Origin of the sequence: Tumebacillus avium (genome assembly GCF_002162355.1) — a bacterium.
GTDB classification, from domain to species: domain Bacteria; phylum Bacillota; class Bacilli; order Tumebacillales; family Tumebacillaceae; genus Tumebacillus_A; species Tumebacillus_A avium.
In genome coordinates this window covers 2,404,318-2,417,289 of sequence record NZ_CP021434.1, presented here as the reverse complement: position 1 = coordinate 2,417,289, position 12,972 = coordinate 2,404,318, and the positions used below count along the sequence as shown (strand labels likewise).

Genomic DNA, 12,972 nt, shown 5'->3' with positions numbered 1-12,972 from the left:
GGAGCAAATCCCTTTTGTCGTTGCAAACGCCTAGTAGAACCCTTTTAGCACATCGGTGACCAGATTCTGCACCGTCGAGTATTTTCTCATCCCGGAGTGGTCGCCGTACGTTTCATGGAACACGTACCAGCGCTTGTAGATCGACACTTTCGGCAGTGTGCCGTCGTAGTCCGGCTCCTGGTCGGAACCCATTGCCGAGTCGATGTTGACCACCGTGTCGCCGATGTCGGCGTAGCTGAACCAGGAGATGCTGCGGCCCGCATTGGCAAAGCGGTTGCGCACATCGGTGTCATAGCTGCCGGACAGCTGGCCGACCGTCCAGACACCGCGCTGGCTCGGCGACGTGGCGTTCAGATCGCTCGCGCCCGCTTTCCACGCGCCAAACGCATAGTACGTGGTGTACGGATGCGAGTTGGTGAACGTGTTGCAGTACGGGTCGTTGTTGTTGGACAGCCAGAGATCGCTGTCGTCGCGGTCCATGTCGCCAAATGTGGACAGGTCGGAACCGAAGTGCGGCGTGCCAAGCGTGACCAGACGGTCGATGTCCCATGAGCCGCTCAGGTTTTCGATCAGGTAGCGGGAGATCAGGCCGCCTTTGGAGTGGGCGAGCAGGTTCGGGTAGTCGTAAGTGCCGATCAATCCGCGCGAACGGAGGCCGGCGATGAAGTTTTTCAACTGCTGTGCGCCGTTCGAAACGTGGCCGTCACTGTGATATTCGAAATTGAACAGGTCAACGTTGCGCGTATAGCCTTTGTTCACATCGAGCACCGGGCCAAGCTCGGCCGAATCGGAGACGGACGTGATAAACTGCACGTCGATGTTGCCATACGTCGAAGCGGTGCCGCTGGCGTACGTTTTGCCGGTGAACGTCTCGTAAGAGGCGATCGCCGACTGCGCAGACGGGGTCGCGCCGCCGTTGCTCCATTTTTGGTTGAAGCCCCATGTTGTCGACGAGCCGTAGAAGCCGTGCACGAGGATCGTCGGCTGCAGGCCCGATTCGGTGGAGACGGACGATGCGGTCAGGAACGTGCCTTCGTCGCTCTGCTGCAGCTCCTGCACCTGATATTTCGCCTTCAGCGTCTGGGTCGTGCCGTCGGCGTTGGTTACATTGCGGCTGATCTCAAACACGCCATTCGTGTCAACCGCCGCGCCGTCGATCTCCACGCCGGGCAGTCCGGCCAGCTTGGCTTTGCCGGTGAACTTTTTGTATTTGCCTTTATAGGACGATTTCGCAGGCTGCTCCGTTTTCTTCCACTCGCTCATCGGCAGGACGACAAACGAGCCGCCATCGGTAAACTCTGCGGAGATCGTGTTGGTTTGCGGGTCTTTGTGCTGCTTTTGCACCGGTTCGAGCGAGGCTTGTTTCGCGTTGTAGCGGAACAGGCGCAAGTCTTCCGCCCCGGTGTCTTGATAGGAAACTTTGATGTTAAAAGCGGCCGTGCGGTCGAGGCTTTCCAGATCAAACGACGCAGCTGCCTGCAGATCTTGCACGAGCAAAACCGGGGACTGACGCACCGTCAATTTGGTCGGGATGTCGCCGAGGCCGGTCATCGTGCCGGTCACGCCAACTGCGTTGTCCGGGATGTTCCACGAGCGCGGCACGTTCGGGTCTGCGCGGTTCGGGTCGAGCGCATAGTACAGCACTTCGGTGCCGTCCGAAAGGTTGTCCCCATCGGTGTCAAACACGGCCGGGTCGGTATGATACTTATATACTTCCTGATAATCGGTCAAACTGTCGCCGTCGCTGTCGGCCGTCGTCGGGTTCAGCCCGCGCGACTGCTCGGCGATGTTGGAAAGTCCGTCCCCGTCGGCGTCTTCTTGCGCGTCGGAGATGCCGTCCCCATCGGTGTCGGCACGTTCTGCGTGCGAGATCGTCTGCTCAAAATAGTCTTTCAGCCCGTCGCCGTCCGTATCGAGCGCACGGTCGATCTCTCCTTCTAATACGTGCTTGTGCTGCGCATGATTCTCCTCCGCCAAAGCGGCCGGAGCGGACAGCAGCATCGAGACAGCCAACGCCGAGCTGACCACCGCAAAAGGCACCTTTTTCATTTTGAATTTCCTCCCGTTTGTCTATTTTTAAGAATTTACAGAAAATAATATCTATATAGACAATATACAGCGATTATTCATGATATGTCTATCGCTATTTATAATAAAATGCATAACGCTTTTTTCTTCGCCGCACATGGAGTAAGATAATGAGAAAACCTCACGGATAAAGGACTGATCGATGATGGAACACCTGCTCAACCAGCGCGTACGGGACATTCAGATGTCGGGGATTCGCAAATTCGCGATGATCGCCGCCGAATACACAGACGCGATCTCGCTCACCCTCGGCCAGCCGGACTTCCCGACACCTCAGCACATCAAGACTGCGGGCCAGACCGCCATCGCCAACAACCATACCTCCTACACCCCCAACGCCGGACTGCCCGCCTTGCGCAAGGCAGCGAGTGCCTTTTTGGATACAAAATACGGCCTGTCCTACTCGCCGGACACGGAGATCATCGTCACCAACGGCGCGTCGGAAGCGCTGGACATCGCCTTGCGCACCATCTTGGCAGAAGGCTCAGAAGTGCTGCTGCCCGGACCGATCTACCCTGGCTATGAGCCGTTGATCACGATGTGCGGCGCGAAACCGGTCTACCTCGACACGACAGAAACGGGCTTTCGCGTCACCGGCGACATGGTGCGCCAGGCTTTGACCGACCAGACCCGCTGCCTGATCCTCCCCTCCCCGTCCAACCCGACCGGCGTGGTGCAGGATGCGGCGAGCCTGCAGGAGATCGCCGAAGTGCTCCGCGAGCGCGACGTGTTTGTCATCTCCGACGAAATCTACAGCGAACTGCTTTATGAAAGCACGCATGCGTCGATCGCCTCGATCCCGCACATGCGCGACAAGACGATCGTCATCAACGGCCTGTCCAAGTCGCATTCGATGACCGGCTGGCGCATCGGCTTCACATTTGCACCCGAATACATCACCAAGCAGATGGTCAAAGTCCACCAGTACAACGCCGCCTGCGCCGCATCCGTCTCGCAGTACGCCGCACTGGAAGCGCTGACGGGCGGCCTCGACGATGCATCACCGATGCGCGACGAGTACCGCAAGCGCCGCGATTTCGTCTGCGAGCGCCTTGTGGAGATGGGCTTCGATGTTGTCGTGCCAGGCGGCGCGTTCTACATCTTCCCGTCGATCAAAAAATTCGGCCTGTCCTCCTTCGACTTCGCCACGCGCCTGCTCGAACAAGGCCGCGTCGCCGTCGTGCCCGGCGTTGCGTTTTCTCCGCTCGGCGAAGGATTCATCCGCATCTCCTACGCCGCCTCGATGGAGCAGTTGCAGGAAGCGATGGAGCGGTTAGCCAAGTTTATGAAATCGCTCTAGCAATTGAAGAAAGCGAGACACAACTTTTGTTGTGCCTCGCTTCTTTTTTAGAATAATTCAAGTAAAGAATACATTTATTACACTTATGAAAAAATTTGTTTGCAACCATTGCATAAGAAGAATGTTCCAGTTAAAATCAAAGCGATGTCGTGTCTACCATAAAGAGGTGTTTGTGTTTTGAAAACTAAATTGTTTCTCCGACTGAACACCAAACGCACACGAAGTAAACTTTTGCTCTTTTCATTCGCCGGAGCAGCTGCGGCGGAGACCTTGCGATGCATCTATTGGGGGATCAAAGTGCTGCAAGCAACAGCGCTCTAATCCCCGCGTAATCATTTAGAAGAGCAGTCCGGTCGACACCTGAGACGTTCAGCGGGTGAAACCTCCGCTAAGATAGTATCCCGTTGTAACGTCAAATTCCGGTACGATTGCGACATCCAGATGTCGCCGGCCTCTCTCCTAAGAATTAACCTACATATCAACACTATAATTAATACTTTATCACCAAAGTCATCCTACTATTGGCTAGTAAAACTTGTCAACTCTCGTCATCCTGCGCTGCCTCCTGGCTAAAAAACAACTCGTCCACAGTCAGATTAAAATACCTCGCCAGCTTGATCTGCAAGTCTCTGCGCGGGAACCTGTGCCCCGATTCGATCATTGCGTAAGTGCTGACCGGGATACCAATCTCCTTTGCCATCTCTTTTTGCGTCCGTTCCCCGCGCAATGCGGTCATCTTCTCATTTCTCATGGGACCTCCCGAACACAATATGCATACTCTTTCCATCATTATAGACACGAAACGTGTCCACTTCAATTCAGGTTCACGTATTGTGTACATTTATAGACTATGCTAAAATCCACCGGGATGTTAGGATAAGGGAAATACTATAATCACAATACGTGATTTAAGAGAAGAGGTGTAGAATGACGAACACATTTTGTGAACGATTAGCCGAACTCCGTACCACGAACGGCTACTCGCAACAAAAGTTTGCTACGATGCTAAACCTGACCAAAAGTGCCCTTTCCAACTATGAAAACGGCAGCCGCGAGCCTAATTTCGCCACCCTGGTCAACATCGCCAACAACCTGAACGTTTCACTAGACTATCTCCTCGGACGCACCGACGATCCTCGACTCGTCAAGCGTTCATACAATTCGGAACGCCCATTCGAATTTCCTTACAAGGAACTCTTGAACAGCCTGCGAACAGACCAATATACGTTGGGCGGACGCCCTATCCCCAATTTGCAAAAACGGATCATCGAGATCCCGCTGGAATCAATTCAACGGATCATCCATGCTTTTCTTGATGAGGGCGCAAAAAGGGATTCGCAAAATTAATTGGTAAAATTAAAGGGGTCATTCAAATTTATTTGAATGACCTTTTTGTTCTACTATTAGTTTACCGAAAGACTAACCGAAGAAAAATACCAGATACGATTCCTAACAGGATGGAACTCAACGTCCCAACTAGAAAATATTCTGCAAAATCTCGGTCTTCAAGCTGTTTAAAACGAGTTAGTGACTTCGCAGTAGCAATAAATGCAATTGCAGGGAATGCACTATAATAGGCTAGAATCATGACAATTAATCTTTCAACGTAACCGATATAACCTCCTTGGTTGATTCGAGATTTTGTAAGCGGAACAATGGACCACTCGGTAGTTGTCTTATATTCAGTGGGATACACGATAGATCTCTTCCACGAGTTTTCGAGTGTGAGTTTCTCTTCGATAAAATGTTCTCGTGTCGGTGCTTCCCCTACTAAAATCCGCACAATATGACCGCTTATCTTGGTAACTCCGATAAAGATAATAATGATTGCCAGTATTGATGACACAGAGGACAACTCAAATTTAGTTCCTGGCGCTATGTTGAACCGGACAGAGATCTTTCTCCACACTTCCCAAAGATCAATGTAGAGAAACCAGTAACTAGTTAAAAGTACACTTACCGTATGAGCTGATTGTTCTAAAACAAAAAGTGTCATCTTCTTTGTTTTTAGACTCTCAATCTTTCTCTCGCCAAATAGCATTCGTGACTTTTCTAATTTTGAAAAAATCCAATCGATAACCACATGACAAAAGGTTAGAAACAAAGCTGCGTATAAGACACTGAACAAAAATTTCGAATCGAAACAAAAATACCAAATTACTAAAGGTGTCAATGTTAGAATCACGCACTTAAATAATCCTACTAGTTTTTTCTCTGAAATAAAATAAAATTCAGCAAGCAAGTAACTTAAGAGTAATGATAATACTACCATCTCATCATCCCTTTATTTAGTTCAATAGAACCTCTTTATATTTCTTCGACTTAGCAAGCTCTAATGCTTCCCGCGCTTTATGAAAACAAGGCCCATCCAATTGATTTACTGGTAAACTCGAAGAGAAAACAGTCAATGGTCCTACTCCTACGCCAGTATAAAATGGGACACTAAGTTTTTCAGCAAAGAAATTTTGGACGATTGGATAGTACTTCTTATCTTTTAATAAGCCCTGCCACTCATCTCCTACGCTAATGTTGAAATCAGAAACAAGGAAATCCTTATGTTTATTGTTGAAATCATTTATTGTATCGATCAGTTCGAATTGCACTTCCGACCGATTGGAAAGCTTCTTTGATCCTTGAATGTCAAATATCATAGCACAATAGTTTTCCACCTTCCACACCTCCATTCCAATACAATATTGTCTCCCGAATAAGTACATATTATTAATGCTATGAGACGCAGAAAAATGTTCAATCTAATTCAAATGGAATGTCGCTCAGAAGCGAATTGCGAATTTTCTTTTTCAAGACATCAGTTTTCTTTGCGATGGAATTCGGCTTAATTCCCACCCCAGCAGTTTGTGCTCTGTTTAACATTCTCTCGATTGTATCAAGAGCATCGATAATTGTTTCACTATTACCATCTTTCAGTTGTTTGGAAATCGTTGCAGGCTTTCTTGAAATTCGATTTGCTATATCAACCTGCTTTTGATAGAGAAGATAAAGTTTAAACACTGCATGTTGATACGGAGATTGCTCCCGAATCAATTTAAACTGCATTTCGGAAAGAATATTAAGGACTGATACCATAGGATACTCGGTGTCATTTTCTGAATTCAATCTATGAAATAGTATTGGAGGTCTTCTTTTAGACTGCTTGATAGTTTCACTTGCAATTCGGGCAGATTTGACTAATGGATCATTCCATTCTTCTAAGTCGATATCCAAAACATCATCCTCTGTCATTCCAAAAGTTATACCCAAATACGGTGGATGCTTCTCGTATTTCCAGAACAAAATTATGTAAAAAGCCAGCAAATAAGCTGTAAAATAATTCTCGGTGACTACAATAATTTCATCGCCATAGCGTTTTTTTACTTTTGTACTAACTATTCCGCGGGTCCACATATCAATCCAATCTACAACTTGACCTAGATAGTTTGTTAGTTCTTTTGTGTCTGTAAAGCCCGTAGAGTTAGTCACATCCATTATTAAGATCGAGATGGGTGTTTTCATCAATCGTCCTCCTCGATTATTGTTAGACGTAATCGTCTAAGAAACCTAATGTTAGATGTATTCATCAAAGATGCGAGAAGTTTGACGATAGCATCTAACTAATTACATCATACACATATTACAACAAGAAAAGAAGCCTCCCCATGAAGGCTTCTTTTCCAATCTTAAAACGCAAACATGCACATCATCCGCTCACTCGTGCGGAACAAACGGGTCAAGGTCTCCACATGGGCATCATCCGACAGCTTGGCCACGCCGAGGCGGTGCAGGCGGTCGAACGTGGTGGTGCCGGCGAGCAGGCTGGAGAAGTTGGAGACTTCCAGGGTCAGCTCGACATCGGCGGTGCCGTCAGCGTCGGTCAGCACATGCGGGCGTCCTTCGCGGAAGTCGATCACGGCGCTGGCCGTGTTTTGCGGGAGGAAGCTGTCTTCCAGGGTCAGTTTCAGCTTCAACGTCTCGCCATTAAAATTATGGTGCTGCAAGTCGCTGAACAGTTTCGGCACATCGATGACGCGCACCATCAGGCCGCAGCCGGTGACGCTGGTTTCGAGGAAGATCGAATCAAACACGTCATGCATATTGGTCGACGTGGTGCTGAGCATGTAATGGATGCTCTCGTCCTGTGTGGCGATGTTGACTTTATGGAACTGGTCGCCCTGAGTATGCAGGAAGGTCAGCATCTCCTGCAGCGCTTCACCCGTCTCATAGACGATATGCGGGATGTAGAGCTGATTGACCAGCATGTGGTCTTTGATAAAGCGCATCAGCATGTACCCTTTCAGCTCGCCGTATTTGCGGAAGCCGATCACGCGGGCCGTGTCTGCTTTGAAAAAGCCTTCGAGGTGGTGCTTCGCAAGCGGGGTCAGCCCGTTGCGGGTCAAAGCGTAGCGGTTGTAGCTCGCGATCACTTCTTCCAGATTGTCGGCCGACAGGATCTCCAGATTGGCCTTGCTGCCGAAATTCGGAATCGATGCCGCTTCCATGCTGTAGCGGCGATGCTCCACGCCGGAGCCAAAGCCCATCTGCTTATAAAAGGACATGCGGAACGGGAACAGAGTGACAAAGCCGATCCCTTTGTCGCGGAAATGGTGCAGCGAGAAAGACATGATCTCTTTGGCGATCTTTTCTTTTTTGTATAAAAGATCCACTGCCACCAAAGCCACGCCGCCGACCGGCACCATGCCCTGGCCGCGCAGGTTCATCTCAAATTCGAGCAGGCACATGCCGCCCACCATCACATCATCGCGATAAACGCCGTAAAACGCGCGCTCCGGAAAGCTGAACATCCGGTTCATCGTCGCCACAGCCTGCTCCTGCGTGCCGCCAAAACCCGGGTAGGCATTGCGGTACAGCTTGGCATAGGATGCGGTATCTTCGAGGCCTAACTTTCTGATCTCAAGCATGCTGACGACTCCTTCAATTTTTAATTCCATTATAAACGAAAGAGTCTGAATTTGGATATGCTCTCTTCGATCTTGACAGCGAATCTGCGCGGGAGTATGCTTTGACCATATGGTCAATGACCACGTGGTCAATCTGAAAGGAGCGACTTTCCATGCTGATCAACGCACATGGCCTCAGCAAGAAATATCCGATGGGCGAGTCTGAATTCTACGCGCTGAAAGGGGTCGACTTCGCCGTGGAGCAAGGCGAGATCGTCACGATCCTCGGCCCCTCCGGCTCCGGGAAATCGACGCTGCTCAACGTCATCGGCGGAATCGAACGCCCCGACGGCGGCCAGCTGTTCGTCGACGGGCCAGAGATCTCCGCGTACACCGATGCGCAGTTGACGATCTACCGCCGCGACAAGATCGGATTCGTCTTTCAGTTTTATAACCTGATCCAGAGTCTCACCGTGCAGGAAAACATCGAAGCGGCCACCAACATCGCCAAGTCTCCCCTGCCGATCGACGAAGTGATGCGCGCCGTCGGGATGTACGACAAACGCGACAAGTTCCCGTCCGAACTGTCCGGCGGCGAGCAGCAGCGCGTCTCGATCGCCCGGGCCGTCGCGAAAAATCCGGACCTGCTGCTCTGCGACGAGCCGACCGGCGCGCTTGATTTTGAAACGTCGAAAGAGATTTTGAAACTGCTGGAGAGCATCAACAAGACCTACAACACCACCATCCTGATCATCACGCACAACCCGGCGCTGCAGGCGATGTCCGACCGCATCATCCGCGTGCGCAGCGGCGAGATCGTGGAAGACGTTCCCAACCCGAACAAACTCCCAGCGGAAAAGGTGGAATGGTGATGAGCCTCAACAAGCGGATCTGGCGCATCATCCAACAAAACAAGGCGCAATACGTCTCGTCGATGGTGCTGGTGGCGCTCTCCTGCCTGCTGTTTACCCTGCTCTCGGTGATGGCCTTCAACCTGCAGACCAACGAAGAGCAGTTCATCAAGGACTACGCGCTGGAAGATGTGAAAACGGTCGTGCAGTTGCCGATTCCCAACATCCCGGAAGTCGAGCAGGCGTTTGGCGTGCAGATCGAGCCGCGCTATGAATTTGATGTGGAGTGGAAACCGCAGGTGACCCTGCGTTTGTTCGATGAGAGCGCGAAAGTGAACGTGCCGGCGCTGATCGAAGGGTCGCCTTTGCAGGGGAACAACGACATTCTGCTCTCCCCATCGTTTGCCAAGGCGCACAACGTGCAGCTCGGGTCGGAGATCACGCTCGACGGAGAAGCGTATCATGTGCGCGGGCTGATGGCGGTGCCCGACTATATTTACGCCTTGAAGACCGATTCGGACATCATGATGGACCCGCAGGCGTTTGGCGTGGCGGTGATCACGAAAGAGAAGATGCAGGAGCTGAAGCAAGGGACTTTATACTACAACATCAAAGGCAACTCTCCGGAACTGAAAGCCTATCTGGAGCAACGCCACAAGCTCCTGCTCTGGAAGCCGGTCACGGAAAATCCGCGCTATCAGCTGGCACACAGCAAGATTCAACAGACGGTCGATCTGGCCGCAAAGATCCCTGCGATCATGCTGTCTCTGACCTGCCTGCTGCTGGCGACGGCGATGTGGCGCTTGGTGAAAATGGAGTTCACGCAGATCGGCACGCTCTATGCGCTGGGGTACAAAAAAGGCGAGATCCTGCGTCACTACTTGCGCTTCCCTCTGCTGATCGGGCTGATCGGCGGCGTAGTTGGAACGGTGCTTGGCATGTTGTGCCTGGCGCCGATGCTCGGGTATGTGGCGATGTACTTTAACCTGCCAATGCTGAACGTGGACTGGAGCCCGGCTTATCTGGCCGGATCGGTGCTGATCCCGCTGGTCTTTCTGCTGCCGGCCGCGGCGATCGTCGTCTGGCGCGCCTTGCGCCTGAAGCCGGTCACGCTGATGCGCGGGCATTCGAAAACGGTCAAAACAGGACGACTGATGCGCAAGATCAAGCTGTCCAAGCTGAGTTTTACCGCGAAGTTTAAAGTGCGTGAACTGCTGCGCAATGTGCCGAAGTCGCTCCTGATGCTGTTTGGCGTGATGCTGGCTTCCGTGTTTCTGCTGTTTGGCTTTGCGGCGCAGAGCTCGATTGACTATATCGTCAAAGACAGCTTTGGGGATACTTACAAGTATCAGTACAACACGATGTTCAATAAATTGCAGACGGAAAACACCTACGGCGGCGAGGTGTACAATATGCTGCCTGTCGCGCTGACCCGGAATGAGGATGTGAAGTTCTCGCTCTACGGCGTGCGTCCCGACATGAAGCTCCTGTCGCTGCAAGATGCGGATGGCAAGGAGTTTCCTTTGCAGAACAAAACGGTGATCACCCGCGCGCTGGCCGAGTCGACCGGACTGCAGGCTGGCGATACGCTGGCGGTGCGCAATCTGCTGAAAGACGATCAATACTACGACTTGAAAATCGACGCGGTCGCCGAAGTCTACACCGGCAATGCGGTCTATCTGCCGCTGGACATCCTCAACTACCACTTAAAACTGCCGGAAACGAGCTTCATCGGGGTGTACTCGCTGCAGCCATTAGATGTAGAATCGTCTCAGGTGCTGCGCGTGGAGAATCGGGCCGATGTGCAGCGGGCGCTCGACTCCGCGCTGGAGCCGATGAAGTATACGCTGTATGTGACGGGCGCGTTTGCGTTTGTGATCGCCTTGATCGTGATCTATGTGATCACATCGCTGATCATTGAAGAAAACAAAGGTAACATCTCGATGCTGAAAGTCCTCGGGTATACGCCCAAGGAGATCAACGGGCTGGTGCTGAACGCCGGGATGATCCCGGTGATTCTCGGCTATCTGCTGGGGATTCCGCTGACGTTAAGCTCGCTGGAATCTTTGTTGAAAAACTCTCTGCAAGGCATCGACATGGCGATCCCGATTCAGTTTGATCCCTTGCATCTGGTGTTTGGCTTTGTGATCATCTATGGCACGTATGAACTGTCGAAATTGCTGTCCAAGAAAAAGGTGCTGTCCGTCTCGATGGCGGAAAGCTTGAAAATGCAACGTGACTAGAGGTGAGGGTTTGACTGCCGTGTTTGACAATCTCCCCGCAGAGAAACGGCGCAAGGTGCTGTCGGCCGCCCTCGACGAGTTTGCCGAACAGAGCTATGCGTCGGCATCGACCAACCGCATCGTGGAGAAAGCGGAGATCTCGAAGGGGCTTCTGTTCCATTATTTTCGCAACAAAAAGGGCTTGTATACGTATCTGGTGCGCCACTGTGTGCAGGTGCTGGGGCAGGAATATGAGGATTTTCTGCCGGAGACGTCACCCGATGTGTTTGAGCGGATCAAGCAGCTGACAGTGATGAAGATGCATCAGATGAAGCATTACCCCAAAGAATACGACCTTCTCTTGAAGCTGGCCCGGGAGACCGACCCGGAGCTGATGGCGGAGTACCTGCAATTGACGGCCGAGCTGAAAGAGCGTTATCTCGGCAAATTGCTGGAAGGTTTGGACTACGCGCTGTTTCGCCCCGGCGTGAATGTGCAAAAGGCGCTGGAAGTCATTTTGTGGACGATGGAACAGTACGGGAATCAATACGTGGCTGAGAATACGGATGCCGATGGCAAACTGCATTACGATGCCGAAAAAATTGGTTTGGAATTGGATGAATACGCGAATTTGCTGAAGAATGGACTGTACTCGTAACGAAAAAGCAGGCGCCCTCGGAAAAATGGGCGCCTGCTTTTTTACAGAAACCTTGACAACGAGAATCATTATCAATTATGCTGGGTGTAATGAGAAAAACCGTACCCTCTTTTCCTTGAAAGGAGTCAGGATAGATATGAAAGAGTTACACCAGCAGGTTGTAGTATTGGATCGTTTGCGCGAGGAAGGGATGCGTCTGCCGTTCCAATTTGCTGAAGAACAAGACCGTCCGGAAGGCATTGCGATCGGCCGGTTGCTGAAAGATCCCGCTTTGTTGCGCGAACTGATGCACAACGTGGCGAAACAGATGAAATCTGACAACCTGGTCGCGGCCGCTTCCCTGTTCCAGAAGCGTCTGGCCAGCGTTTTGCTTGCGTCGGTGCTCACTCCCCTGTCGACCGTCGGCTTGGGATTGATCGCAGATGCGGATACGACGGAGATCGTTCTGGTCGACAACCTGCCGTCGAGCGTCATCCTTGGCGGGAAACAGCAGATGCTGCTGGTGAACCGCATGCCGCACGATGTGCAGAACATGGGCGGTCATGTGCATGAAGACCTCGCAGCTGTGCAGCATGTGCTAAAGGCGGTGTTTGATAACACGCTGGGGCCGTTGATCTACCTGATCGCATCCGAGTTCAAGCTCTCCCCGAAGGTCATGTGGGGCAACGTCGGCAACTTCGTCGGCTATCTGTACGGCGAGCTGTGCGAGCACCCGGTTTACAAACAAGGCGCTGCGGCAGACAAGGAACTCGTGTTCAACTCGGTCGGCTTTACTGCGCCGCCGCTGTCTGAGACGTTCCAGGAAGTCTGGTTCGAAGAGATCTCCCCGGCCCGCAAGATTCGCGTGCGCAACTCCTGCTGCCTGTGGAACCAGTTCCCCGGCAACAAGTCCTGCACCACTTGCCCGCTGGTCTGCAGTGCCGAGCGTGCCGAACTGTTGACCGCTTATAACGCCTAA

At 51.7% G+C, this 12,972-nt stretch carries 12 protein-coding genes; 6 read left to right on the top strand and 6 right to left on the bottom strand.

What is annotated here, in order from left to right; translation table 11 throughout:
- Nucleotides 1-30: 30 nt before the first annotated feature.
- Nucleotides 31-2,049 (bottom strand): esterase/lipase family protein, encoded by a 2,019-nt coding sequence (locus CBW65_RS11500; RefSeq protein ID WP_087456940.1) that lies wholly within the window; start codon nt 2,047-2,049, stop codon nt 31-33.
- Nucleotides 2,050-2,233: 184 nt separating this feature from the next.
- Between CBW65_RS11500 and CBW65_RS11495 the strand changes: the two genes are divergently transcribed.
- Nucleotides 2,234-3,388: an aminotransferase A gene (locus tag CBW65_RS11495; RefSeq protein WP_087459207.1), complete on the top strand. Its 1,155-nt coding sequence runs from the start codon at nt 2,234-2,236 to the stop codon at nt 3,386-3,388.
- A 538-nt stretch (nt 3,389-3,926) separates the two neighbouring features.
- On the opposite strand, the gene CBW65_RS11490 is transcribed toward CBW65_RS11495, so the two are convergent.
- Nucleotides 3,927-4,139: a helix-turn-helix transcriptional regulator gene (locus CBW65_RS11490; protein ID WP_087456939.1), complete on the bottom strand. Its 213-nt coding sequence runs from the start codon at nt 4,137-4,139 to the stop codon at nt 3,927-3,929.
- 176 nt (nt 4,140-4,315) lie between these two features.
- Between CBW65_RS11490 and CBW65_RS11485 the strand changes: the two genes are divergently transcribed.
- Nucleotides 4,316-4,735 carry a helix-turn-helix domain-containing protein gene (locus CBW65_RS11485; RefSeq protein WP_087456938.1) on the top strand — a complete coding sequence of 140 codons (420 nt, stop codon included), beginning with the start codon at nt 4,316-4,318 and terminating at the stop codon, nt 4,733-4,735.
- Between the two features lie 61 nt (nt 4,736-4,796).
- Here CBW65_RS11485 and CBW65_RS11480 read toward each other — a convergent pair whose 3' ends face one another.
- The 4 genes from CBW65_RS11480 to CBW65_RS11465 form a co-directional block, all read right to left on the bottom strand.
- Complete coding sequence (locus tag CBW65_RS11480; RefSeq protein ID WP_087456937.1) at nt 4,797-5,660, bottom strand: hypothetical protein; 864 nt, start codon at nt 5,658-5,660, stop codon at nt 4,797-4,799.
- Nucleotides 5,661-5,676: 16 nt separating this feature from the next.
- Nucleotides 5,677-6,057 carry a SatD family protein gene (locus CBW65_RS11475; RefSeq protein ID WP_157721901.1) on the bottom strand — a complete coding sequence of 127 codons (381 nt, stop codon included), beginning with the start codon at nt 6,055-6,057 and terminating at the stop codon, nt 5,677-5,679.
- Between the two features lie 79 nt (nt 6,058-6,136).
- The gene (locus CBW65_RS11470) at nt 6,137-6,901 is read right to left on the bottom strand and encodes a hypothetical protein (RefSeq protein ID WP_087456935.1); all 765 of its coding nucleotides are present in this window, start codon (nt 6,899-6,901) and stop codon (nt 6,137-6,139) included.
- A 164-nt stretch (nt 6,902-7,065) separates the two neighbouring features.
- Nucleotides 7,066-8,304: a GNAT family N-acetyltransferase gene (locus CBW65_RS11465; RefSeq protein ID WP_198299814.1), complete on the bottom strand. Its 1,239-nt coding sequence runs from the start codon at nt 8,302-8,304 to the stop codon at nt 7,066-7,068.
- A gap of 152 nt (nt 8,305-8,456) precedes the next feature.
- Between CBW65_RS11465 and CBW65_RS11460 the strand changes: the two genes are divergently transcribed.
- From CBW65_RS11460 to CBW65_RS11445, 4 genes are all read left to right on the top strand, one after another.
- Nucleotides 8,457-9,155: an ABC transporter ATP-binding protein gene (locus tag CBW65_RS11460; RefSeq protein WP_087456933.1), complete on the top strand. Its 699-nt coding sequence runs from the start codon at nt 8,457-8,459 to the stop codon at nt 9,153-9,155.
- Nucleotides 9,155-11,377 (top strand): ABC transporter permease, encoded by a 2,223-nt coding sequence (locus CBW65_RS11455; RefSeq protein ID WP_198299813.1) that lies wholly within the window; start codon nt 9,155-9,157, stop codon nt 11,375-11,377. Before CBW65_RS11460 ends, CBW65_RS11455 begins: the two co-directional genes overlap by 1 nt.
- A gap of 19 nt (nt 11,378-11,396) precedes the next feature.
- Nucleotides 11,397-12,014 (top strand): TetR/AcrR family transcriptional regulator, encoded by a 618-nt coding sequence (locus CBW65_RS11450; RefSeq protein WP_157721900.1) that lies wholly within the window; start codon nt 11,397-11,399, stop codon nt 12,012-12,014.
- Nucleotides 12,015-12,150: 136 nt separating this feature from the next.
- Nucleotides 12,151-12,972, top strand: a complete 822-nt coding sequence (locus CBW65_RS11445) for an IucA/IucC family C-terminal-domain containing protein (protein WP_157721899.1) — start codon at nt 12,151-12,153, stop codon at nt 12,970-12,972.

Bases quoted from the DNA above. Each gene is read 5' to 3' on its own strand.
- CBW65_RS11495 (WP_087459207.1), top strand. From the start codon at position 2,234: ATGGAACACCTGCTCAACCAGCGCGTACGGGACATTCAGATGTCGGGG.
- CBW65_RS11480 (WP_087456937.1), bottom strand. From the start codon at position 5,660: ATGGTAGTATTATCATTACTCTTAAGTTACTTGCTTGCTGAATTTTAT.
- CBW65_RS11460 (WP_087456933.1), top strand. From the start codon at position 8,457: ATGCTGATCAACGCACATGGCCTCAGCAAGAAATATCCGATGGGCGAG.
- CBW65_RS11455 (WP_198299813.1), top strand. From the start codon at position 9,155: ATGAGCCTCAACAAGCGGATCTGGCGCATCATCCAACAAAACAAGGCG.
- CBW65_RS11500 (WP_087456940.1), bottom strand. From the start codon at position 2,049: ATGAAAAAGGTGCCTTTTGCGGTGGTCAGCTCGGCGTTGGCTGTCTCG.
- CBW65_RS11470 (WP_087456935.1), bottom strand. From the start codon at position 6,901: ATGAAAACACCCATCTCGATCTTAATAATGGATGTGACTAACTCTACG.
- CBW65_RS11485 (WP_087456938.1), top strand. From the start codon at position 4,316: ATGACGAACACATTTTGTGAACGATTAGCCGAACTCCGTACCACGAAC.
- CBW65_RS11490 (WP_087456939.1), bottom strand. From the start codon at position 4,139: ATGAGAAATGAGAAGATGACCGCATTGCGCGGGGAACGGACGCAAAAA.
- CBW65_RS11465 (WP_198299814.1), bottom strand. From the start codon at position 8,304: ATGCTTGAGATCAGAAAGTTAGGCCTCGAAGATACCGCATCCTATGCC.
- CBW65_RS11445 (WP_157721899.1), top strand. From the start codon at position 12,151: ATGAAAGAGTTACACCAGCAGGTTGTAGTATTGGATCGTTTGCGCGAG.